The sequence below is a fragment of the Streptomyces lucensis JCM 4490 genome, from assembly GCF_014650035.1.
Lineage (GTDB): Bacteria > Actinomycetota > Actinomycetes > Streptomycetales > Streptomycetaceae > Streptomyces > Streptomyces lucensis.
The window spans coordinates 412,230-434,875 of record NZ_BMUE01000001.1 but is presented as its reverse complement, the minus strand read 5'-3'; the positions used below and the strand labels follow the sequence as shown (position 1 = coordinate 434,875).

21 protein-coding genes are annotated in these 22,646 nt (G+C 72.4%); 8 read left to right on the top strand and 13 right to left on the bottom strand.

What is annotated here, in order from left to right; genetic code table 11:
* Nucleotides 1-23 precede the first annotated feature (23 nt).
* The 5 genes from IE177_RS01950 to IE177_RS01930 all read right to left on the bottom strand — a co-directional run bounded on the left by IE177_RS01950 (nucleotide 24) and on the right by IE177_RS01930 (nucleotide 6,923).
* The gene (locus IE177_RS01950) at nucleotides 24-1,199 is read right to left on the bottom strand and encodes a glycosyltransferase (RefSeq protein ID WP_190012919.1); all 1,176 of its coding nucleotides are present in this window, start codon (nucleotides 1,197-1,199) and stop codon (nucleotides 24-26) included.
* Nucleotides 1,196-2,848, bottom strand: a complete 1,653-nt coding sequence (locus IE177_RS01945) for an ArnT family glycosyltransferase (RefSeq protein WP_190012918.1) — start codon at nucleotides 2,846-2,848, stop codon at nucleotides 1,196-1,198. The genes IE177_RS01950 and IE177_RS01945 overlap by 4 nt, the downstream gene beginning before the upstream one ends.
* Entirely contained in the window at nucleotides 2,845-4,113 is a 1,269-nt protein-coding gene (locus IE177_RS01940; RefSeq protein ID WP_190012917.1) for a glycosyltransferase, read from the bottom strand. The genes IE177_RS01945 and IE177_RS01940 overlap by 4 nt, the downstream gene beginning before the upstream one ends.
* Before the next feature lie 208 nt (nucleotides 4,114-4,321).
* Nucleotides 4,322-6,352, bottom strand: coding sequence for a thioredoxin domain-containing protein (locus tag IE177_RS01935; RefSeq protein ID WP_190012916.1), 2,031 nt, complete (start codon nucleotides 6,350-6,352; stop codon nucleotides 4,322-4,324).
* Nucleotides 6,333-6,923 carry a winged helix-turn-helix domain-containing protein gene (locus tag IE177_RS01930; protein ID WP_190012915.1) on the bottom strand — a complete coding sequence of 197 codons (591 nt, stop codon included), beginning with the start codon at nucleotides 6,921-6,923 and terminating at the stop codon, nucleotides 6,333-6,335. Before IE177_RS01930 ends, IE177_RS01935 begins: the two co-directional genes overlap by 20 nt.
* Before the next feature lie 163 nt (nucleotides 6,924-7,086).
* On the opposite strand from IE177_RS01930, the gene IE177_RS01925 reads away from it, so the two are divergent.
* A complete protein-coding gene (locus IE177_RS01925; RefSeq protein ID WP_190012914.1) occupies nucleotides 7,087-7,458 on the top strand; it encodes a hypothetical protein in 372 nt (123 codons plus the stop codon).
* A 165-nt stretch (nucleotides 7,459-7,623) separates the two neighbouring features.
* Nucleotides 7,624-10,827, top strand: coding sequence for a tetratricopeptide repeat protein (locus IE177_RS01920; protein ID WP_190012913.1), 3,204 nt, complete (start codon nucleotides 7,624-7,626; stop codon nucleotides 10,825-10,827).
* A gap of 68 nt (nucleotides 10,828-10,895) precedes the next feature.
* Here the strand turns inward: IE177_RS01920 and IE177_RS01915 are convergent, their stop codons facing one another.
* Entirely contained in the window at nucleotides 10,896-11,147 is a 252-nt protein-coding gene (locus IE177_RS01915) for a hypothetical protein (RefSeq protein ID WP_190012912.1), read from the bottom strand.
* Nucleotides 11,140-12,021 carry a mycothiol conjugate amidase Mca gene (gene mca, locus IE177_RS01910; protein ID WP_190012911.1) on the bottom strand — a complete coding sequence of 294 codons (882 nt, stop codon included), beginning with the start codon at nucleotides 12,019-12,021 and terminating at the stop codon, nucleotides 11,140-11,142. The genes IE177_RS01915 and mca overlap by 8 nt, the downstream gene beginning before the upstream one ends.
* Nucleotides 12,022-12,170: 149 nt before the next feature.
* On the opposite strand from mca, the gene IE177_RS01905 reads away from it, so the two are divergent.
* Nucleotides 12,171-12,569 carry a DUF4307 domain-containing protein gene (locus IE177_RS01905; protein WP_190012910.1) on the top strand — a complete coding sequence of 133 codons (399 nt, stop codon included), beginning with the start codon at nucleotides 12,171-12,173 and terminating at the stop codon, nucleotides 12,567-12,569.
* 223 nt (nucleotides 12,570-12,792) lie between these two features.
* Nucleotides 12,793-13,293 carry a transcription elongation factor GreA gene (gene greA, locus IE177_RS01900; protein ID WP_190012909.1) on the top strand — a complete coding sequence of 167 codons (501 nt, stop codon included), beginning with the start codon at nucleotides 12,793-12,795 and terminating at the stop codon, nucleotides 13,291-13,293.
* 109 nt (nucleotides 13,294-13,402) lie between these two features.
* Here the strand turns inward: greA and IE177_RS01895 are convergent, their stop codons facing one another.
* The 3 genes from IE177_RS01895 to ilvA form a co-directional block, all read right to left on the bottom strand.
* Nucleotides 13,403-14,257: an ABC transporter permease gene (locus IE177_RS01895; RefSeq protein ID WP_190012908.1), complete on the bottom strand. Its 855-nt coding sequence runs from the start codon at nucleotides 14,255-14,257 to the stop codon at nucleotides 13,403-13,405.
* A complete protein-coding gene (locus IE177_RS01890; RefSeq protein ID WP_190012907.1) occupies nucleotides 14,254-15,234 on the bottom strand; it encodes an ATP-binding cassette domain-containing protein in 981 nt (326 codons plus the stop codon). Before IE177_RS01890 ends, IE177_RS01895 begins: the two co-directional genes overlap by 4 nt.
* Before the next feature lie 264 nt (nucleotides 15,235-15,498).
* Nucleotides 15,499-16,728: a threonine ammonia-lyase gene (gene ilvA, locus IE177_RS01885; RefSeq protein WP_190012906.1), complete on the bottom strand. Its 1,230-nt coding sequence runs from the start codon at nucleotides 16,726-16,728 to the stop codon at nucleotides 15,499-15,501.
* Nucleotides 16,729-16,889: 161 nt separating this feature from the next.
* Between ilvA and IE177_RS01880 the strand changes: the two genes are divergently transcribed.
* The 3 genes from IE177_RS01880 to IE177_RS01870 all read left to right on the top strand — a co-directional run bounded on the left by IE177_RS01880 (nucleotide 16,890) and on the right by IE177_RS01870 (nucleotide 18,318).
* Complete coding sequence (locus tag IE177_RS01880; RefSeq protein ID WP_190012905.1) at nucleotides 16,890-17,396, top strand: MarR family winged helix-turn-helix transcriptional regulator; 507 nt, start codon at nucleotides 16,890-16,892, stop codon at nucleotides 17,394-17,396.
* A gap of 138 nt (nucleotides 17,397-17,534) precedes the next feature.
* Nucleotides 17,535-18,041 carry a sigma factor-like helix-turn-helix DNA-binding protein gene (locus tag IE177_RS01875; protein WP_190012904.1) on the top strand — a complete coding sequence of 169 codons (507 nt, stop codon included), beginning with the start codon at nucleotides 17,535-17,537 and terminating at the stop codon, nucleotides 18,039-18,041.
* Nucleotides 18,042-18,069: 28 nt separating this feature from the next.
* Nucleotides 18,070-18,318 (top strand): hypothetical protein, encoded by a 249-nt coding sequence (locus tag IE177_RS01870; protein WP_190012903.1) that lies wholly within the window; start codon nucleotides 18,070-18,072, stop codon nucleotides 18,316-18,318.
* Between the two features lie 10 nt (nucleotides 18,319-18,328).
* On the opposite strand, the gene IE177_RS01865 is transcribed toward IE177_RS01870, so the two are convergent.
* Nucleotides 18,329-19,483, bottom strand: a complete 1,155-nt coding sequence (locus IE177_RS01865; RefSeq protein WP_190012902.1) for a cystathionine gamma-synthase — start codon at nucleotides 19,481-19,483, stop codon at nucleotides 18,329-18,331.
* Between the two features lie 282 nt (nucleotides 19,484-19,765).
* Between IE177_RS01865 and IE177_RS01860 the strand changes: the two genes are divergently transcribed.
* A complete protein-coding gene (locus IE177_RS01860) occupies nucleotides 19,766-20,884 on the top strand; it encodes a hypothetical protein (protein ID WP_190012901.1) in 1,119 nt (372 codons plus the stop codon).
* A 261-nt stretch (nucleotides 20,885-21,145) separates the two neighbouring features.
* Here the strand turns inward: IE177_RS01860 and IE177_RS01855 are convergent, their stop codons facing one another.
* Entirely contained in the window at nucleotides 21,146-21,715 is a 570-nt protein-coding gene (locus tag IE177_RS01855) for a DUF4232 domain-containing protein (protein WP_190012900.1), read from the bottom strand.
* A gap of 359 nt (nucleotides 21,716-22,074) precedes the next feature.
* On the bottom strand, nucleotides 22,075-22,587 hold the full coding sequence (gene msrA, locus IE177_RS01850; protein ID WP_190012899.1) for a peptide-methionine (S)-S-oxide reductase MsrA: 513 nt from the start codon (nucleotides 22,585-22,587) through the stop codon (nucleotides 22,075-22,077).
* Between the last annotated feature and the right edge of the window lie 59 nt (nucleotides 22,588-22,646).

Sequence of the window (22,646 nt, the reverse complement as noted above, 5' to 3'; positions counted from 1 at the left end):
CCTTGCGGTCGTAGGGCTGTGCCTCAGCGGGTGGACTCGGGGTCGCGACGGCGGCGGCGCGGGAGGTACACCAGCGCTTCGGTGCCGGCGAAGCGCAGGACGAACGTCAGGACCAGCGCGAGCGCGGTGGCGGACAGCGCGCCCATCGCGAACCGGTCCACGAGCAGTGCGATGAGCGGGATGCGCAGCACGAGGTCGGCGTTGGCGAGGAGCGCGAACCGGCCGAGCCGGTCCCACCAGCGGCGGTGCGCGCGCCGGTCGCGGAAGAGCAGCTGCTCGATGAGCAGGAAGTTCCAGGCGACGCCGAGCTGGTTGGCGAGGATCTCGGCGGGCACGTAGTGCACGCCGAGGACGGTCAGCGCCCACAGGCCGGCGAGGTTCGGCACGAAGCCGCTGGCGCCGATCAGCCCGAAACCGATCACGCGCGCGACCGGTGAGGCGGTGCGCAGTCCGGCCAGGTGTCCCAGGAAGCGCAGGCCCTCCCGGGCGGTGGACTTGGACTCGCCGGCGAACCGGTCCTGGAAGACGAAGGGCACCTCGGCGACCTGGCGCGGTCGGCTGCGGACGGCCAGTTCGAGCAGGATCTTGTAGCCGAGCGGCTTGAGCACCTCCGCGGTGACGGCGCTGCGCCGGATCGCGAAGAAGCCGCTCATCGGGTCGCTGATGCCGTGCAGCCGGCGGGGGAAGAGCGCCTTGGCGAGCCAGGTCGCCCCGCGCGAGACGGCCACGCGGTAGCCGCCGGCGAGCCCCGCCCGGCTGCCGCCCTCGATGTACCGGGAGGCGACGACGAGCCCGGCGTTGGTCCGCTCACCGGTGGCCACCAGCTCCGGGACCAGGGACGGGGGGTGCTGGCAGTCGCCGTCCATCACGACGACCCACTCCGAGGACGCGGCCTTGAGCCCCTCGACCACGGCCCCGCCGAGCCCGCCTTCGGGCTCCTCCCGGTGCAGCACGGCCACCGGGAACGGGCAGTCCTGCGCGGCCTCGCGGATCACCTCGGGGGTGTCGTCGGTGGAGTCGTCGACGAAGAGGACCTCGCAGGGCAGCCGGGCGGGCACCGACTCGGTGATCTGGTGCAGCAGCCGCCGGATGTTCGCGGATTCGTTGAAGGTGGGGACGACGATGGTGACGGCGCCGGGCTCGGGGAGCTCGACGGCGTCCAGGCCGGGGACGGGCGCGGTGTACTCGTGGCCGCTCATCGCGCGCCTCCCCGGGTTGCCGTGACGATTCGGCGGATCTCGACGCGGTCGTCGCCGGTGCCGAAGGTGGCGACCGGCGCCGAGTGCCGGATGGCGTCCCTGACGCCCGGCAGGTCCTTGGCGTCCCTGCGGACGGTCGGCGAGGCCACGACGTAGTCGAGATCCCGCCAGCCGTGCGGCATGGTCCTGGTGACGGCCGGGTCGAGGTCGGCCTTGTAGAACCAGATCACGCCGGTTCCCGGCCGGTAGCCGGCGTGCACGAGGTCCAGCCACAGGGCGTCGTCGACGAGGACCCGGGTGTCCCGCGGGTGCTCGACCCGGGTGCTGAGCCAGTGCGACGCCTGCCGGTAGGGCTTGTTGGCGTCGGCCGTCAGGGCGGTGCGGTCGCCGTCGTACCAGTGCGGTACGACGTAGGCGCCCGCGGCGAGCGCGAGGACGGCCGCCAGTGCGTACCGGGCGCCCGTGACGTACCGCCGCTCGCCGTCGGAGCGCCGTCGGCGCAGCACGGCGTGGGCGACGGAGGCCGCGCCGCCGGCGAGGACCAGGGCGAGGAAGGGCAGCGCGCCGATGATGTACATGGCGGGCAGGTAGCCGTCGGGCCGCAGCGCGACGGCGGTCAGCACGGCGACCGCCAGCGCCGGGCCGGCGAGGGCGCGGGCGGTGACCGACCAGCGCCAGGTGACGATCAGCAGCAGCGCGCCGGCCAGGCCGCCGACGGGCAGCACCCGGTCGTAGTACAGCCAGGAGTGCAGCACCCCGTACGAGCCCGACCCGCGGTCCAGGATGAAGCCGGAACCCGGCCGTGACATCTGGTACTTGATGCCGTCCACCAGCGAGACGTGCCCGGCTCCCGGGAACAGCTCGCCCTTCAGCAGGGCGAAGAGCGGATAGGAGAGGCCGATCAGCGTGCAGGCGGTGACGGCGCCGGTGAGGGCGAACTTGCGGGTGTCGCGGTGGCTGTGCCGCCACATGGTCACGAACAGGGCGGGCAGGACGACGAGCATCGTCTCCTTGGTGAGCACGCCCGCGGCCGCGGCGAGGCCCGCGCCGAAGTGGTGCCAGAGGTGGCGGCTGGGCGAGGCGGCGAGGCAGAACGCCAGCAGCAGCCACATCACGGCGATGTTGTCGAGGAAGATCTCGCGCTGGAGCACGACCGCGAGCGGGGAGATCCCGAAGAGGACCATGCCGAGGCCGGCGGCCCAGCGGGGCAGGGCCAGGCGGCGGCCGAGGACATAGACGAGGACCGCGCTGACGGCGCTGATGCCGAGCATGACGATCCGCATGCCGCCGACGGTCATCGAGCCGGGGCTGATCGCCGAGGGGATCCAGCTGAGCAGGGCTATCTGGATCCAGCCGAGCGGCGGGTGGTCGTACCAGTAGGTGTAGTGGGCGAGGCCCTTGCCCTGCTGCACGGCCCAGGCCTGGGCGAGGTAGGTGCCCTCGTCGTCGCTGAGGGCCGGGTAGTCGGCGATGTTCCAGCCCTGGACGACGAGGACCGCCACGAGCAGCACCCCGCACAGCAGCAGGTCGGGGCGGGAGGAGCGGAGCCGTTGCGGGGGCCTGGTCCGGCCGGTCGGTCCGGAGTCCGGCCCGGGCCGGCGCTGCGCGGGGATTTCGGCTCCGCTCACCGCGGGAAGGGTGGAGGTCACGCGGGAACGTCCTCTCGGCTCGGCTCGGCCGCGTCGAGGTGCGCGCCGATGTGCGTGGTCAGCTCCCAGTCGTTGCGGCCGCGCTGTTCGCGCCACACGGCACGGATCGCGGCGCCGGCGAGGAGGACCTGGTAGAAGGGGCCGCCCAGGACCAGCTTCACGTAGTGGACGAAGCGGACGCGCAGCCCGTACTGCCGGCCGAAGTCGTGCAGTCCGACCACCTCGAAGACGAAGGTGACGGCCGCGGTGACCAGCGGCAGGAAGGTGAGGAAGGCGACGCCGACGGGCACGTCCAGGAAGAGGGCGACGGCCGCGTTCAGCGGGATGACCACGCCGGAGAAGGCCTGCAGGAACGGCGTCATCAGGGTGTACCGGGCCAGCATCCGCTGCCGCAGGGCCGGCAGTTGCCGCCAGTCCTTCTTCCGGTACACCTGGAGGAAGCCCTGGTTCCAGCGGGTGCGCTGCTTCAGCAGCGACATCAGCGAGCCCGGGGTCTCCTCACGGGTGACCATGTCGGAGTCGTACGCGACGACGACCTTCTTGCCGACGCTGGACAGCCGGACGCCCAGGTCGCAGTCCTCCGCGAGACAGTCGGGGTCCCAGCCGTCCGCCTCCCTGAGGACGTCGGTGCGGACGAAGACGGTGTTGCCGCCGAGCGGTATGAACCCCTTCTGGGCGTGCAGGTGCAGCCGGGAGCGGAACCAGAAGAAGTACTCCAGGCAGTTGCGCAGGCTGTACCAGCTGGAGTGGAAGTTGATGAGCTGGACACCGCCCTGGACGACGTCGGCGCCGGTGGTGCGGAACGCGTGGTCGACGTGGGCGAGCAGTTCCGGGTGGACCTGGTCCTCGGCGTCGAAGACCCCGACGACGTCGCCGCGGCAGTGCGGCAGCGCCGTGTTGGTGGCCTTCGGCTTGTTCTTCTTCTCGTGGGTGTCGACGACGACCCGCACCCGCGGGTCCCGGCCGGCCGCCCGCTCGGCCACGGCCGTGGTCCCGGGGTCGTCGTGGCCGACGATCACGATGATCTCGAAGTCGGCGTGCGTGGACTCCAGCAGCCGCTGGACGGTGTGGTCGAGGACCGCCTGTTCGTGGCGGGCCGGCAGCAGCAGCGAGAACGACACGTGTTCGTCCCCGTCCGGTCTGCTGAACCGGGTGGAGGCGAGCACTTCGGGCGTGCGCCACGCGTGCATCTGCCACCACAGGGTGAAGGCCGCCATCCAGAACAAGGCCAGCGAGACGGCAGCGATGAGGACATACGTCAGCAAAAGATCCCCCCGGATACTCAATTACCCCCTGTGGACGCGGCGTTGGGTCACCGCCGCCGCGTCGTTGGAGAGAGAGTAGGGGGGAACTGTGAAATCCGGGAGCTGTTCCGATAAATAGCCTGTTTCGGAACTGCGGTGCGGTTAGCGGGATCTTCCCGGACAACCGCGCAAATCAGGCAGCCCGAGCAGTCCGCCCGGCCTCCCCGGTTCAGCCGCCCAACGCCGTGCGCAGCCGCTCCGGGTCGGTCGTCGGAGCATCACACGTGAAATTACGGCAGACGTACGCCGTCGGTTCACCGGCCACGAGCGGACGGTCCGCGAGGAGCGGGAACTCGTCGCCGTCCGCGGTGCCGACGGCGACCACCGCACCGGGGGCGGTGCCCAGAAGTGCCGTGCGGTGCAGGGTCGTCGTGCGGGCGTCGGTGAGCGACGGGCCGACGACGGCCACCTCCCTCGGCCCGTCGAGCAGCGCCTCCGCGACGGCCAGCCCCCAGCCGATGAACCGGGGCACGCGCGGCCCGAGCGTGTTGACGACGCCCAACGCCCGCTCGGCGGCGCTGCGGTGGGCTTCCGAGCCGGTGTGGGCCGCATAGCTCAGCAGGGCGCCGGCCGCGGCGGTCCAGCCGGAGGGAGTGGCGTTGTCGGTGGGGTCCTGGGGCCGGCGGATGAGCTGTTCGGCGTCGGAGGCGGTGTCGAACAGGGCGCCGGTCTCCGGGTCGGTGAAGCGGGTCAGGACGTGGTCGAGGAGCAGTCCGGCGAAGTCGAGCCAGACCCCCTCGCCGGTCACGGAGGCGAGCGCGAGGAAGCCCTCGGCGACGTCCGCGTAGTCCTCCAGGACGCCCGCGTTGGGCCCGGTCCGGCCGTCCCTGCTGGTCCGGGCGAGGCGGGCGTGTTCGTCCAGGTGCACGCGGACGAGCAGGTCGGCGGCGGCGACGGCCGCCTCGACCAGGTCCGGCCGGTCGAAGTAGGCGCCGGTCTCGGCGAGCGCGGCGATCGCGAGGCCGTTCCAGGCGGCGACCACCTTGTCGTCCCGGCCGGGCGCGGGACGCCCGGCCCGCTCGCGCAGCAGCCGCTCCCTGACGGCGGCGATCCTCCCGGCGTCGAACACGCCTTCCGTCTGCGGGAGCTGCAGGACGGACTGCCCGTGCTCGAACGTGCCCTCGTCGGTCACCCCGAAGTACTGGGCGGCGAACCGGCCGTCGTCCTCGCCGAGCACGCCGGCGAGCCGCTCGGGCGTCCACACGTAGTACGCGCCCTCGACGTGCCGGCCCGTGCCGTCGTCGCTGTCGGCGTCCAGCGCGGACGCGAACCCGCCTTCGTTCGTGCGCAGTTCACGCACCATGAAGTCCGCCGTCTCCAGGGCGACCCGCCGGGCGAGGTCGGATCCGCCGGCCCGCCACAGGTGCGCGTAGACGCGGCACAGCAGGGCGTTGTCGTAGAGCATCTTCTCGAAGTGGGGCACCACCCAGTCCCGGTCGACGGAGTAGCGGGCGAACCCGCCGCCGAGCTGGTCGTAGAGGCCGCCCCGGGCCATGCGCTCGCAGGTGTCCTGGGCCATCTGCAGGGCACCCTCGGCGCCGGTGCGGGCATGGTGGCGCAGCAGGAACTCCAGCACCATGGACGGCGGGAACTTGGGCGCGCCGCCGAATCCGCCGCGCTGCGGGTCGTACTCGCGGGTGAGACCGAGCAGGGCCTGGGACAGCTCCTGCTCGCCGGGCGGCCGGACGCCCTGGTGGCCGAACTCCCGCTGGGCGAGGTCGCGCACGATCTTCCCGGCGACCTCCCCGACCTCGTCCCGCCGGGTGCTCCAGGCCTGCTGCACCCCCTCCAGCACCTGCCGGAAGGAGGGCATGCCGTGCCGGGGTGCGGGCGGGAAGTAGGTGCCGAAGTAGAACGGCTCGGCGTCCGGCGTGAGGAACACGGTCATGGGCCAGCCGCCCTGCCCGGTCGCCGCCTGGACGGCCTCCATGTAGACGGCGTCCACGTCGGGCCGCTCCTCGCGGTCGACCTTGACGCTGACGAAGTGTTCGTTGAGGTAGTCGGCGGTGGCCTGGTCCTGGAAGGACTCCTCGGCCATCACGTGGCACCAGTGGCAGCTGCTGTACCCGACGCTCAGCAGTACGGGCCTGCCGGTGGCGCGGGCCTCGTCGAACGCCTCGGCCGACCAGGGCCACCAGTCGACCGGGTTGCCGGCGTGCTGGAGCAGGTACGGGGACGTCTCATGGGCCAGTCGGTTCACCGTTCCACTCTCCCACGGGCTCCGGCACCGCGTAGAAACGCATGAGCACCGGGCGCGCCTCCGGCGGTGACTGCTCGCGCGGGCGCCCGTAGCGGTCGAGCAGGGCGTGGTACTCCCGCATGAAGGCCAGCAGTTCCTCCCTGGTCATCCAGGTGCTGTGGCGCTGGACCTGGGCCCAGCCCTCGGGGCCGCGGTACTCCTGGTGGGCGCGGCGGTACAGGGCGGTGTCGAACTCGATCTTGAGGTGGGCGAGCTGTGCCGCGGCCGCGTACTCGTCGGGGGTCATCGCGGCCGGGTCGGGCGTGGTGTGCCGGAAGGGCAGCACGCGCCACCAGCGCTCCCGGCCGCCGGACTTCTCGGGGATCTCCTCGATGAGTCGCTGCTCGGCGAGTTTGCGCAGGTGGTAGCTGGTGGTGCCGGAACTCTCGCCGAGTTCGCGGGCGAGCACGGTGGAGTTCGCCTCGCCGTGCCGGCCGAGGTACTCGAGGATCCGGCGGCGCAGGGGGTTGCCGAGGGACTTGTAGAGAGCGGTGCGCTCCAGGCTGGTCATCTCGGGCAGGCCGTCGGTCATGGCGCCACGGTAACGCCGAGGGCCCCGGGGCGTCCTGAGGGGAACCCCGAGACAACCCCGACTTCTGCCGAACTTTCTTTGCAGAATTTTCTCTGCGGTCTACTGTGGAGGCACGAAGCGACGGATGGGGGGCACAGGGATGGACAGCGGAAGGGGACGTCGCATGAGGAAGTGGTTACTGCGGGCGCTGGGGGCGGCGGCCGTGCTGCTCGTGCCGTGGATGGTGGTGCTGGCGGTGACGCTGCCGGGCAGCACCCATGTCGACAACTGGTCGCTGGCCTGGATCGGCCTCGACGCGCTCATGGCGGCCGGCTGCGCCGCGACGGCCCTGCTCGGCCTGCGGGGCGACCCCCGGGCCCGCCTCACGGCCTCCGCCACCGCGTCCGTCGCGATCCTGGACGCCTGGTTCGACATAACGACGGCCCAGGCGGGCAGCGCCCTCGCACAGGCCCTCCTGAGCGCGGTCGCGGAGGGCGCGCTCGCCGCGGCGTGCGTGACCCTGGCGCTGTCCAAGGGGTTCGCGGCCCGGAGGTGACCACCCGTCACCTCCGGGCGGCGGGCCCTCGCCCGGTCACCTCCTCCCTGGCCGCCTCCTTTCCGTCACCTCCTCCCGGCACCTCCCGATCACGACCCCTCGCGCTCCCGCGCTGCCCGAAGGACACTCGTACGCAGAGGAGTTGCCGCCGAAGGGGGACGGGACATGCGGGACAGCCATCGCGCGGAAGCCGAGCGACTCGTGGCGCGGGCGGTGGAGGAGGAGGTGCGGCGCTCGGGCGGGCGGATCGACGGGCAGCTGCTGCTGTCGCGGGCGCGCGGCGCGCTGGACACGATGGCGCGATCGGCCGGCGAGGAGTACGACGCCTACACGCGTGCGCTCGACGAGGCCGAGGCCGGCCGGCTCACCTTCGGCCAGCGCTACGCCCGCGCGGGCTCCGGGACGGCGCTGCTCGTGGCGGCGGTCGCGGCGGTCGCCGCCGCGGTGGCGGACCTGTCCCTCGGGACCGGTGCCGGTACGGCCGTCGGCGCCGGTGCCGTCGCGGGCGTGGTGGGGGCCGCGGCCACGGTGGTGAAGGTGGCCGGCTCCCATGTGCCGGCCGCGCACCACCGCGCGGGCGCGGCCGGTCAGCCCGGCGGGCCGGAGCAGTTGCGCCTGCAGTGGCTGACCGCGCTGGAGGTGCGCGGCATCCGTCCGTTCCTCGACCAGCAGCGGGTGCTCAGCGCCTCGATGGGCCCGAAGAAGACGGGCGGCCCGGCGTTGCGCGGCGCGGACAAGAGCGCGGCGGCCCGCAGGCGCACGGTACTGGAGCGGTCCTTCGGCCAGCTTCCGGACACGGAGGGGCCGTTCGCGGGGCGGCGGCAGGAGCTGGGGCGGATCAGGCAGTGGGCTCAGGCGGCCCGGGCGGCGACCGAGACCCGGCCGACCGTGGTGGTGCTGCACGGCGAGCCCGGCTCTGGCCGCACGACGCTCGCGGTGCGCGCGGCGCACGACCTGCGGGACCACTTCCGGGGCGCGGTGGTCGTGGATCTGCGCGGCGCCAGCCGGGAGGAGGCGCCGCTGACGACCCGGGACGCGCTGCTGCACCTGCTCAACCGGCTGGGCGCGCCCCGTGAACAACTGCTGTTCCGGGAGCGTTCCTCACCCGACCAGCAGGTCAAGCGGCTCGGCGAGCTGTACCACCAGCACCTGGCGGGACTGCCGGTGACGATCGTGCTGGACGACGCCCGCGACCCCGAGCAGGTGCGGGCGCTGGTGCCGGAGCGGTCCGACAGCCTGGTGCTGGTCACCGCCCGTGCGGCCCTGGAGCTGCCGGCGGACCTCGCGGCCTGGGTGCACCACCTGCCGGTGGAGCCGCTGGACGCGGCGGGCGCCGAGGAACTGCTGGGGGCGGCCGCCGAGGACGCGTCGGGCCCGTACGACGCCGAGTCGGTCGAGCGGGTGCGGGAGTTGTGCGGCGGGCTGCCGCTGGCGCTGCGGATCGCGGGCTCGGCGCTCGGTCCGCGTTCACCCCGCCGGCTGGCCACGGACCTGGGCGCGTACGGTCCGGTGGAGCCGGTGGAACGCGCTCTGTGGCTGCGCTACACCGACCAGCCGGAGCCCGCCCGCCGGCTGCTGCGCAGGCTCGCCCTGGCGGGCCGTGCCTCGCTCGGCACGGCGGCGGCCGCCGCGCTGCTCGCCACGGACGAGGCGGAGGCCACCCGGCACCTGGCCGGGCTCGCGCGGGCCGGTCTGCTCGACCATGTGCGCGGCAGCCGCTACCGGCTGCACGACCTGGTGCGGGCCTTCGCCCAGGCCCGGCTGGCGGACGAGGAGGACCCGGCCGAGCGGGCGGCGGCGCAGGAGCGGCTGATCGTGAACTACGCGGAGCTGGCCGACTCGGTGCTGCGCCTGGTCGACGGCAACATGTCGACCCGCTCCAACCAGTTCGGCCCGCACGGCTTCCCCTCGCTCGACGAGGCGCTGCGCTGGCTGGACGACGAGTCCAGCTTCATCACCGCGGCGCTGCGCCACGCGGAGGGCGTCGACCGGGCGGCCGTGCTGAACCTGCTGGGCGCCCTGTGCGACTACTGCCTGCTGCGCGGTGACCTGTACCGGCTCGGTGAGATCAACGAGCTCGCGCAGGCCGTGGACGAGGGGCTGCTGGTGCGCTCGGTGCAGTGGCGCACCGGCATCGCGGCCCGGCAGCTGGGCGAGCTGGACAAGGCCCGCACCACCCTGGCCTCGGTGGTGGACCTGTACCGGGAGGCGCACCATGACGCGGGCGCGGCCCGTGCGCTGTGTTCGCTCGGGATCACCCTGCACCACCAGGGCAATCTCACCGAGGCGGCGGCCAGGCTCCAGGAGGCGCTGGATCTGCAGGCGGCGCCGCAACTGGCGACGGACCGGGCCTGGACCATGCACGCGCTCGCGGCGGTCCAGCGGGACCGGGCCCGGCTCTCGGAGGCGCTGGACCTGCTCACCCGGTCCCTGGTCCTGCACCGCGAGGGCGGCTCGGTGCACGGTGAGGCCTGGGCGCACTTCCAGCTCGGCCAGGTGGCGCTGCGCCTGGGTGACGTGCCGCGCGCTGAGACGGAGCTGGGGGCCGCCCTGGAGCGCTACGGCCGCACGCGCGACGCCCGGGGGCAGGCGTGGGCGCTGACCCAGCTGGCCCGGGCCCGGCTCGTCGACGGGGACGCCGCGGCCGCCGTGGAGAGCCTCAGGCCGGCCGCCGCCCGGCACCGGGAGAACGAGGACGCGCGCGGTGAGGCGTGGACGCTGTACTACCTGGGGCAGGCGCTGGAGGAGACCGGGGACCTGGACCAGGCGGTGCGCGACCTGGAGCGGTCCCGCACGATGTTCTCCCGGATGCGCGACGTCTACGGCCTGGCGTGCGCCCGCCACCACTCGGCCCGGGTCACCCGGGACCAGCGGGCGGCGCAGACCGGTTCCCTGCGCAACTCCGGCTTCGCCCGCCAGCTGCTCGTGGACGCCCGCGCCGACTTCCAGCGCATCGGCGTCGCGCACGGCGAGGCGTGGACGTGCCTGGAGCTGGCGGTGGTCGACGCGGGCAACGCGCGTACGCCGCAGGCACTGGACCTGTGCGACGAGGCGCTCGCCCTGTTCACGTCCTACGGCGACCGGCGCGGCGAGGACTGGGCCCGCTTCCTGCGCTGCACCCTGCTGCCGTACGCGGCGCCGGGCGGGGTGGAGGTGGGCACGGCGGTCGCCCAGGAGGAGCTGGCCCAGCTGGTCCGCGCCGCGCATCCGCTGCGCGACGAGAAGCTGGCCGACTGCGCCGCCGCGTACGCCCTGCTGCTGGAGCGGGGCGTACGGCTGGAGGCGGGATGGCAGGCATGGCGGCTGGGCATGACGCCCGGCCGCCCCGCGCGGGAGGTGATGGGGGTCGAGGTGGCGGCGGCACGGTGAGGACCCGCCGCCACGACGGCGGGGCGCCACTCGGCCGTGGCCCGGCGGTGCCGGACCGGCCCCGGCCCTCAGCCCTTGTGCGTCTTCGCCCCCGAGGCGACCTCGTCCTCGGTCTTCTCGCCGGCGGGCTCGGCCTCCTTGAAGTCGACCTTCTGCATGTGCTTGTTCATCGACTTCATCAGGGCCCACACCGCCACGGCCATCACCGCGAACACGACGAAGCCCAGGACACCGGGGGTGACCTTGTTCTTGTCGAGCTCCTTGGCGAGGGGGACGAGGTGCGTCACTGCCAGGCTCACGCTTGCGCTCATGTCAGGCATTGTCCCGGATGCCCGCGAAGAGGTCGTCCTCGGGGAGGGAGGTGTCGACGAGGGACTTCGCCAGTTCGTACTCCTCCGTCGGCCAGACCTCCCGCTGGAGCTCCATCGGGACCTTGAACCAGCCGCCGTCGGGGTCGATCTGCGTGGCGTGGGCGATCAGCGCCTTGTCGCGGATCTCGAAGAAGTCGGCGCAGGGCACGTGCGTGGTCAGGGTCCGCTCCTTGCGCTCGAACTCCTTCCAGCGCTTGAGCCAGTCCCCGTAGGGCGACTCCAGCCCGCGGTCGAGCATCGCCTGGTGCAGGGCCTCGGTACGGGGGCGGTTGAAGCCCTGGTTGTAGTACAGCTTGAGCGGCTGGTGGGCGGGGCCGTACTCCGACTCGGGGTACTTCTCGGTGTCCGCCGCGCCCTCGAAGGCCACCATCGTGATCTTGTGGGTCATGATGTGGTCGGGGTGCGGGTACCCGCCGTTCTCGTCGTAGGTGGTGATCACCTGCGGCCGGAAGGAGCGGATCTGCCTGACCAGCTCACCGGACGCCTTGTCGACGTCCTCCAGGGCGAAGCACCCCTCGGGCAGCGGCGGCAGCGGGTCGCCCTCGGGCAGACCGGAGTCCACGAAGCCGAGCCACTCCTGCCTGACGCCGAGGATCTCCCGGGCCTCGTCCATCTCCTTCTTGCGTACCTCGTGGATGTGCTCCTCGATGTACTTGTCGCCCTGCAGCTTGGGATTGAGGATGGACCCGCGCTCTCCGCCGGTGCAGGTCACCACCAGCACGTCCACCCCCTCGGACACGTACTTCGCCATGGTGGCCGCGCCCTTGCTCGACTCGTCGTCGGGGTGCGCGTGAACGGCCATCAGTCGCAGCTGGTCAGTCAAGACATGATCCTCGTCAGTCGGCGCCCCCGCGTCTTGGGGTGCGATCGGCGGCTTCTATAGTGACCGAATCGGGAGGCGAAAAATTCCGGGTGTACTGCCCCGGGGCCCCTTTCGGGACATCCGTCCCCACTCCTGCCGAGAGGACGATCATGAGTACGGCGAGCACGCGGCTCCCCGAGGGCCGTTACGGCCGCTCCTCGGACGAGCGCGCCGACCGCAAGCTCAAGATCGCCGCAACGGTGCTCGGCGCGGCCCTGCTCGCCCTGGTCGCCTATTTCGCCTACCACTACATCGCGCAGAACGAGATCAGCGCCCAGGTGGTCAGCTTCCAGGCCTCGGACGACGCGGTCAAGGTGCATCTGGAGGTCCACAAGGACTCCGGTACCGACGGCTACTGCACGCTGCGCTCACAGGGGGCCGACGGCTCCGAGGTCGGCCGGGCGGACTTCCGTTTCACCGGGTCGGCCACACGCGTCGACGAGGTCGTCACGCTCCGTACGACGGCCAGGGGGACGACGGCCGAGCTGCTGGGCTGCCACGCCGGCTGACGCCGGACGGACACGCGCCCGCCGCCAGGATTCGCGCCTCGTGACACTTCCCTGTGTCACCCGGAATGCGTAGGCTCTGACCTGCGTTGATGTGATTCTGATGGCTTATGTCCTCCCCCTTCCGCCACGGAATTGTTAGGCTCGTGGTTTCGCCCATCCGAGAGGGAACATTCTTCTGGGTAGGGCGATGCTTTGTATCCCCAGTACCGACGAGGAGCACCCTGTGACCCAGACCAGCGAGAACGTCACCTGGCTGACCCAGGAGGCGTACAACAAGCTCAAGGACGAGCTTGAGTACCTTACTGGTCCTGCGCGCACGGAGATCGCCGCCAAGATCGCGGCCGCGCGCGAGGAGGGCGACCTGCGCGAGAACGGCGGGTACCACGCGGCCAAGGAGGAGCAGGGCAAGCAGGAACTGCGTGTGCGCCAGCTGACCCAGCTCCTTGAGAACGCCCAGGTCGGCGAGGCCCCGGCGTCCGCGGACGGCGCGGTGGCGCCCGGCATGGTCGTCACGATCGCCTTCGACGGCGACGAGGACGACACCCTGACGTTCCTGCTCGCGTCCCGCGAGTACGCGAGCGCCGATGTCGAGACCTACTCCCCGCAGTCCCCGCTCGGCTCGGGCGTGATCGGCCACAAGGTCGGCGAGGACGCGGAGTACGAGCTGCCGAACGGCAAGAAGGCCTCGGTGAAGATCCTCAAGGCAGAGCCCTACTCCGGCTGACCCGGACCACGGGCCGGCCGGAGCCGCATCGCGGCGGGCCCCGGCCCTGCTCCCGCTTCCAGCCCCCGGCGTCCGCGCGACGCCGGGGGCTGTGTCATGTCCGCAACCGTCAGGCGGCGGAGCGGTACTTGCGGACCGCCAGGGTGCGGAACACGGCGATGATCAGCACCGAGTAGATCAGCGAGGCCCAGACCGGGTGCTGCATGGGCCAGGCCTGCGAGGTGGACTGCCCCGGGTTGGCGAACAGCACCCGGGTCGCCTGGACGGTGGCGCTGAACGGGTTCCACTCCGCGACATGACGCAGCCACGGGGTCATGTTGCTGGTGTCCACGAAGGCGTTGGAGAGGAAGGTCACCGGGAACAGCCAGATCAGCCCGCCGGAGGTGGCCGCCTCCGGGGTGCGTACGGTCAGGCCGATCAGGGCGCCGATCCAGGTGAACGCGTATCCGAGCAGGAGCAGCAGGCCGAAGGCGGCGAGGACCTTGGCGGCGTTGGTGTCGCCGTCGGACCCGACCCGCCAGCCGACCAGCAGCGCGACGACCGCGAGGACGAGCAGGGTGAGGGCGGTCTGCACCAGGTCGGCGAGGGTGCGGCCGGTGAGCACCGCGCCGCGCGCCATGGGCAGGGAGCGGAAGCGGTCGACGAGGCCCTTGTGCATGTCGTCGGCGATGCCGGCTCCGGAGCTGGCGGTGGCGAACGTGACGGTCTGCGCGAAGATGCCGGCCATCAGGAAGTTCTTGTAGTCGAGCGCGCTGGTGCTGGTGCCGATCTTCATGGAGCCGCCGAAGACGTAGGTGAAGAGCACCACGAACATGATCGGCTGGATCAGCCCGAAGATCACCATTTCCGGGATCCGGGACATGCGGATCAGATTGCGTTTGGCAACGATCAGCGAGTCCCTGATGGACCGGCCCACGGGGTTGCCGGCCGCGGTGACGGGCGCGGTCTCGGTCACGGCGCTCATTTCACGGCCTCCTTGCCGTTCGCCTCGTCGTCCGCGGACTCGGCCACGTGTCCCGTCAGGGACAGGAAGACGTCGTCGAGGGTGGGGCGGCGCAGGCCGATGTCGTCTATCTCGATCCCGCGGGTGTCCAGCTCCCGGATGACCTCGGCGAGCAGCTTGGCGCCGCCGGTGACGGGGACGGTGAGCTTGCGGGTGTGCTCCTCGACCGTGGTCTCGCCCTTGCCGAAGCCGCCCAGCACCTCGGCCGCGGTCGTGATGTGCTCGCGCTCGTGCACGACGACCTCGACGCGCTCTCCGCCGGTGCGGGCCTTGAGCTGGTCGGAGGTGCCCTGGGCGATGACCCGGCCGTGGTCGACCACCGCGATGTCGTGCGCGAGGTGGTCGGCCTCCTCCAGGTACTGGGTGGTGAGCAGCAGGGTCGTGCCGCCGGAGACGAGCTGCTTGATGACTTCCCACAGCTGCTGGCGGTTGCGCGGGTCGAGACCGGTCGTCGGCTCGTCCATGAACATCACCGGCGGGGAGACCACGAGGGCCGCGGCGAGGTCGAGGCGGCGGCGCATGCCGCCGGAGTAGGTCTTGGCGGGGCGGTCGGCGGCGTCGGCGAGGTTGAACTGCTCCAGCAGTTCCGTCGCGCGGGCCCGGGCCGCCTTCGCCCGCATCTGGTAGAGCTGGCCGACCATCTGCAGGTTCTCCCGGCCGGTCAGGTATTCGTCGACCGCCGCGAACTGGCCGGACAGGCCGATGGACCGGCGCACGGCGTCGGGGTGCTTGAGCACGTCCACTCCCGCGACTACGGCCCTGCCGCTGTCGGGGCGCAGCAGTGTCGTCAGGCAGCGGACGGTGGTCGTCTTGCCGGCGCCGTTCGGCCCGAGCAGGCCGAGGACGGTGCCCTCGGGCACGTCGAGGTCGACCCCGTCCAGTGCCCTTACGTCGCCGAAGGTCTTCACCAGACCTTCGGCATGGATGGCGCCTGGCATATCTGTCTCCACGTCGTCGGGGATTCTGCGGAAAGGCTAGGTTTGCGCGCTCGGATCCGCTTGCCTTTTTCGGCTGACGCAGGCGGACTGCCGGCCCATGCGACACACCATAACGCGATGTATCGCGTCTCTCAAGGGAGTTCGGTCCTGGTGACACGAACGAGTGATGTCGCGCGCCGGGCCCACGCGGACGAGGCCGGGCCGGGCCGGTGCGGGCCGGGGCGGAACGAGGCCGAACCGGGGCGGAACGAGGCCGGGCCGGCCTCAGCCCATGACCGTGTACCCGGCGTCCCGCAGGGCCCGTCCGACCTCGGCGCAGTGCTCCGGCCCCTTCGTCTCCAGATGCAGCTCCACCTCGGCCTCCGCGAGTTCGAGCCGGGGGTTGGTGCGGACGTGGCTCACGTCGAGGACGTTGGCGTCCGCCGCGGACAGCACCCCGAGGAGCGTGGCGAGCGCGCCCGGCCGGTCCGTCAGCCGCAGCCGCACCGCGAGGTAGCGGCCCTGCGCGGCCATGCCGTGCCGCAGCACCCGCTGCATCAGCACCGGGTCGACGTTGCCGCCGGAGAGCACCGCGACGACCGGGCCCTCGAAGGTGTCCGGCGCCGCGAGCAGCGCCGCCACCGGGCTGGCCCCGGCCGGCTCAACCACCAGCTTGGCCCGCTCCAGGCAGAGCAGCAGCGCGGCCGACAGCTGGTCCTCGCTGACCGTGCGCACCTCGTCGACCAGCTCGCCGACGATCCCGAACGGCACCGCGCCGGGCCGGCCGACCTTGATGCCGTCCGCCATCGTCACCGGGTTCTCCACCGACACCGGACGGCCGGCGGCCAGCGAGGGCGGGTAGCTCGCGGCCCCCTCCGCCTGGACGCCGACGATCCTGACGTCCGGCCGCAGGGCCTTCACCGCGACCGCGACACCGGCCGCGAGCCCGCCGCCGCCGATGCCGACGACGATCGTGCGCACCTCCGGGCACTGCTCCAGGACCTCCAGGCCGACGGTGCCCTGACCGGCGATGATGTCCGGGTGGTCGAAGGGGTGGATGAACACCGCGCCGGTTTCGGCCGCGTACTCCTCGGCGGCGGCCAGCGTCTCGTCGACCACCTGGCCGTGCAGGCGCACGTCGGCGCCGTAGTCCCGGGTCGCGCTGATCTTCGGCAGCGGGGCGCCCTTCGGCATGAACACCGTCGAGTGCACGCCGAGCAGCGAGGAGGCCAGCGCCACACCCTGCGCGTGGTTCCCGGCGCTCGCCGCCACCACACCCGCCGCCCGCTCCTCCGGCAGCAGCCCGGCGATGCGCACATAGGCGCCGCGCAGCTTGAACGAGCCGGTCCGCTGCAGGTTCTCGCACTTGAGATGCACCGGCGAACCGACCAGCTGGGACAGGTGCCGGCTGCCCTCCATCGCGGTCGTCCGCGCGACGCCCGAGAGCATCTTCTGGGCCCCCCGCACATCGTCGAGGGTGACGGAGCGCAAGGGTCGGGCCGTGCCGTAGCTCATCACTCCAGGATCGCAGTTCGCCGTCGCACACGTCGGGTGTGACCAAGCTCCGAGACCGGTTTGCGCAGCGCCGGTACGGCCCGCCGCCGGGCCGCGTACCCTGTCCCCCAACCCAGCAGCCTTCATGAAGCGAGCCCCCGGCCATGCCCACAACACCTGAAATGTCGATGGACATGACGACCGTCGGTGACACCGGTCTCCTCGACACCCTCCAGCACGAGGTGGCGGTGTTCGCCCGCCGTGCCGAACAGACCCGGCTCGGCGGCGTCGGGCAGGTGCGCAACTCCATGGACCGCGCCGCGTACCTGTTGCTCAACCGCCTCGACAAGGAAGGCCCGATGGGCGTCAAGGCGCTCGCCGCGAGCATGGGCATCGACTCCTCCACGGTCACCCGGCAGGTGGCCCCGCTCGTCGACACGGGGCTCGTCAAGCGCACCTCGCACCCCGAGGACGGGCGTGCCGTGGTGCTCCAGCTGTCCCCGCGCGGAGCCACCCGGCTGGAGGAGGTGCGCTCGTCCAGGCGCCAGCTCATGGCCGAGCTGACGCAGGACTGGGCACCGGAGGAGCGCGAGCAGTTCTGCATGTTCCTGACCCGCTTCAACGACGCGCTGTCCGCGCGGATGGCCGTGCAGGGCGTCCCGTCGGCGGAGCGGTCGCCGGCCTCCTGAGGCCGCCCGCCGCCCCGGCCGGCACCCGGTGGGGTCCGGACCCTTGACCTCGGGCCGCCGCTGGCCTCATATGAGACCGGGTCCCGTGCCGTACGCCGTTCCCGTACCGGACGCGGGCCCCCTTCAGGGGGAGGCGCGGTGCGAGATCGGCAGGTGTCCCGCGGTGCCCGCCGGGCCCGCGAGTTCGAGGCGTTCGTCGCGGGTGCGGCCGGGCGGCTGCTGCACACCGCCACGCTGCTCACCGCGGAGGCGCCGGACGCCAACCCGCGCGCGCGGCGCCTGCTGACGCCGGCGCTCGCCCACACCTACGCCCGCTGGGAACGGCTGCGCGGCGAGGATCCGTACGACTGCGCGCGACAGTACCTCGCCACGCGCTTCGCGCGTGCGACCTGGCACCAGTACGCGGGCCTCGGCCGGGCGCGGCGCCCGGATCCGCGCAGTCCGCTCGCCGCGCTCGCGCCGCAGGAGCGGCTGGTCCTGGTGCTGCGGCTCCACGAGGGGGTCGCCGAGGAACAGACCGCGGTTCTGCTCGGCCTGCCCGCGGAGCGCGTACGCACCGTCTGCGACCGTGCCGTGGCCGGCCTGCTGCATCCGGCGCGTCCGGCCGCCGCGCGCGGGGCGGGCGCGAAGGCGGCGCCGTGGTGAGGCGGAGGCGTTCCGGCGGGAGGCCGCGGTGAACCGGGCCGAGCGGGAGGCCGCCGTGCGGCGGATCATGGAGCGGGCGGCCGCGCCGGTACCGCCCGACCTGCACGCGGAGGCGGTGCGCCGCGGCGAGCGCCTGCTGTGGCGCAGGCGGCTCGTCCACCGGGTGCTGTGGCTGCTGGCGTGCGCGGCGGCCGTCGCGTTCGCCGTGTGGGCGGCACGCACGCACCCGTGGGTGGAGCCGCCCTCGCAGACGACCCCACCGATCAGCGGCTGGTGAGCCGGTCCCGTCAGCCCAGCGCCTGCTTCAGGTCCTCCAGCAGGTCGTCGACGTTCTCGATGCCCACGGACAGGCGCACCAGGTCGGCGGGGACCTCCAGCGCGGAACCGGCCGCCGAGGCGTGCGTCATCCGGCCGGGGTGCTCGATGAGGGACTCGACGCCGCCCAGGGACTCGCCGAGCGTGAACACCTGGGCGCGGTTGCACACCTCGACGGCGGCCGCCTCGCCGCCCTCGACCCGGAAGGACACCATGCCGCCGAACGCCTTCATCTGCTTCGCGGCGACCTCGTGCCCGGGGTGCTCGGACAGGCCCGGGTACAGCACGCTGCTCACGCGCGCGTGCCGGGTCAGCATGTCGGCGATCCGGGTGGCGTTCTCGCTGTGCCGGTCCATGCGCACCGCGAGGGTCTTGGTGCCGCGCAGCACCAGCCAGGAGTCGAAGGGCCCGGCCACGGCGCCCATCGCGTTCTGGTGGTAGGCCAGCTCCTCGCCCAGCGCCTGGTCGGAGACGATCAGCGCGCCGCCGACCACGTCGGAGTGCCCGCCCATGTACTTGGTCAGGGAGTGCACGACGACGTCCGCACCGAGCGACAGCGGCTGCTGGAGGTAGGGCGTGGCGAAGGTGTTGTCCACGACCAGCCTCGCGCCCGCGTCGTGGGCGATCTGGGCGACGGCGGCGATGTCGGTGATGCCGAGCAGCGGGTTGGACGGGGTCTCCACCCACACGGCCTTGGTCTTCGGGGTGATCGCGGCGCGGACGGCGCCCGGGTCGCTGGTGTCGGCGACCGACCACTCCACGCCCCAGCGGGTGGCGACCTTCGCGAAGAGACGGAAGGTGCCGCCGTAGGCGTCGTTCGGGATGACGACGTGGTCGCCGGGGGTGAGCAGCGTGCGCAGCAGGGTGTCCTCGGCCGCCAGGCCGGACGCGAACGCGAGGCCGCGGCGGCCGCCCTCCAGCGCCGCGAGGTTCTCCTCGAGGGCCGTCCGGGTCGGGTTCGCGCTGCGGCTGTACTCGTAGCCGCCGCGCAGCCCGCCGACGCCGTCCTGCTTGTAGGTCGAGACCTGGTAGATCGGCGGGACGACCGCGCCGGTGAGGGGATCCGCGGTGTTGCCCGCGTGGATCGCGAGAGTCTCGAAGTGCTGACTGGTGTGCCTGTCGCTCATGTGCACCGAGCGTAGTCCGCCGGGCCGGATGCTGACGGCCGCCGGGCTCGCGGAGCACCGCGGCGAGGGTTTTCCCCATGCGTACGACACGCACACGGCACGTCCCTGACACGTACGAGGGTGGGCCGGCGGCCCGGAGCCCCTCCCTGGCCCGGGCCGGCCGCGGAGTCGCCCTGTCGTGGACCGGCCGCGGAGGTCGCTCTGTCATGGACCGGCCGGGAGTTCTCCACAGGCGGGCGGCGCGGTTGGCCATTTGTCGGCGGCGTCTGGTTCGCTTGGGGCATGGCGATTCTCTGGCTGCTGATGTCCCTGCTCCTGATGAGCTTCGCCCTGCTCATGGTCATGCGGCGCAGGCGCGGGGCGATCGAGCAGGTTCCCCCGGGCCACCCGGACGCCGCCGACCCGGCGGACTACGGCTTCGTGCGGCAGGAGGAGCTGGACGTGCGCATGCCCGGCCCGGACCAGGACCTGCTGGACGTGCTGGAGCTGGTGCAGCGCACCCAGGACTACCGGGCCGCCGCCCAGCTGCTGGCCGGCACCGAGGCCGAGGGGGAGGTGCGCTGGCAGCGGGTGCAGGCCTTCGCGGGCGCCGCGGCACTGGAACTGCAGCAGCGTCCCGGCGGGGTGCACGAGACGCCGGGCGGGCAGTGGCTGCGGGTGTGGCGGGCCGAGCAGCCCAAGGACCCCGGCGGCGCCGCCGTCCATGCGGAGTTCCTGGTGCAGCAGGCCTGGCGCACGTCGACGCCGGGCACGGACGACTTCCGGATCATCATGGAGGAGGCCCGGGACGCCTGCGCTCAGGCGGCCCTGCTGGCCCCCGGCGACCCGGTGCCGTACATCGTCGAGCTGTCGATCGCCCGCGGACTCGCCTACCCGCGCGAGGAGTTCGAGCAGCTGTGGCTGAAGATCCTCGACCGCGCACCGCATCACATGGGCGCGCACCTGGCCGCGCTGCACTACTGGTGCGAGAAGTGGCACGGCTCGCGTGAGCGGGCGTACTCGTTCGCCGAGGCCGCCGCGGCCCGCGCCCCACAGGGCTCGCTCCTCGCCGCGCTGCCGCTCTTCGCGGTCTTCGAGCACCTCCCGGAGGTGAACCTGGTCGCGGGCTTCTACCGCAGCGAGGTGGTCACCAGGGCCATGCACGGAGCGCTGCACGCGGTGCACGCGGCCCGCCCCGACGATCCGACGCTCGCACACGTGCGCCACCTGCTGGTCTTCTTCCTGGTCCGGGCCGAGCGCTGGGCGGAGGCCATGCACCAGCTGATACACGTCGACGGTCACATCGGCGCGCTGCCCTGGACCCTGTCCGCCGACCCGGCCGCCGAGTTCGCCGTCTACCGCGCGCTGGCCGTGGCCGGCTACGAGGCCAACGGAGGCAGCCCGGCCACCCTGCCCGGCTGACCACCCGGCCCCCTCTGTCCGGCTGACCCGCCGACCGCACCGCTGACCTGCGAGCTCACCGGCATCACAGACGCATCGGTTTCGGCCGGAACGAGCCCCTCCAGCGTCCCGGACGGGATCAGCCCCCGTCAGGACAGACAGAAGCACCTCCAGCGCGCCACCGGGATCTACCACGCCCCCGGCGCGCACCGAAGGTGCCATGAGCTGACCTGCACTTATGTGCAGTACCTCGTAAACGTGCAGGTCAGAGCGTCGGTGGGGTCAGGAAGGCTTGACCGCCGAGACCGGGGTGGCGGTCACCTTGTTGTCGCACTCGGCCCACACCCCGTCCTTCAGGGCGACCTGGTGCTTCCCGGAGTGCGGCAGCCCGATGACCATCGTCGGATACGTCACCGGGTCCTTGCCCGACACGCAGTAGCCGTCGCCCTCCCCCTGGACCTGGACGAAGGTCAGCTTCACCCACGCCTTGCCGTGCGGCCGGACCGTCACGGTGGCCGCCCTGCCGGTGGGGGTGACCTTGAGCGGGGTGTTGTGGGCGGGGGAGCCGTTGCCGGCGCCCGCGACCGTCGGATGGCCCTTCAGGACGCACGTCTTCCGGGAGACGTTGGTGAACTGCACGACCGCCGCCCCGGTCCCGGTCCCGACGGGCCGGTGGACGGCCTGCCGGGCGCTGACCTGGAGGGCGGAGGCCGGGCAGGCGGGCGGCGGGGTGGAGGTGGTGGTGCTCGCCGCCATGGCGGTGCCGGGCAGGATGCCGGTCACCGCCGCCGCGACGGCCGTGACCGCCGTCGTCGCCAGAGCCGCCCTGCGAATGCCGTTGCTGTGCCGCATGCTGTCGTCCCCCTGAGTCGTCTCGTCCGCGGGTTTGGTCGTGGGTCGTTGCCCCGCGGTACGCGTGGTCGTGGTACGTGAGTGCAGACGGGGCGGGAGAGCGGCAGGGTTCCGTGCGGCGACCACCTGTGACGGAACGGTGACGAAAGGCTGCACCCGTGCAGATGGCCGTCAGGGCAGACAGAAGCACCTCCGGCGCGCCACGGGTTTTACCGCGTCCCCCGGCGCGCACCGAAGGTGCGCTGAGTCGCTGACCTGCGCTAGGGCATACTCCGGCATCCCCCCACACCCCGCTGTTCGCTGCCGCGGTCAGCCCTTCGCGTGGCCGGCCCTGCGCGGGGTCAGTCCTTCATGCGGGGTCAGCCCTCCGTGCGGGCGGGCAGCCGCCAACCCGGGCGGGGGAAGTGGCATGTGTAGCCGTCCGGGTAGCGCTGCAGGTAGTCCTGGTGCTCCGGCTCGGCCTCCCAGAAGGGGCCGGCCGGCTCCACCTCGGTGACGACCTTGCCGGGCCACAGTCCGGAGGCGTCCACATCCGCGATCGTGTCCTCGGCGATCCGCTTCTGCTCGTCGTCCACGTAGTAGATCGCCGAGCGGTAGCTGAGGCCGATGTCGTTGCCCTGGCGGTTCCTGGTGCTCGGGTCGTGGATCTGGAAGAAGAACTCCAGGAGCGTGCGGAAGTCGGTCTTCGCGGGGTCGAAGAGGATCTCGATGGCCTCCGCGTGCGTGCCGTGGTTACGGTACGTCGCGTTGGGCACGTCACCGCCCGTGTATCCGACCCGGGTCGCCGTCACGCCCGGGAGCCGGCGGATCAGCTCCTCCATCCCCCAGAAGCATCCGCCTGCCAGCACGGCCCTCTGCGTCTGTGCAGCCATTTCGGCCCCTCCAAAAATCTCTCACCTCGGCCACTCGGGCTACTCGGCTCGCACACCAC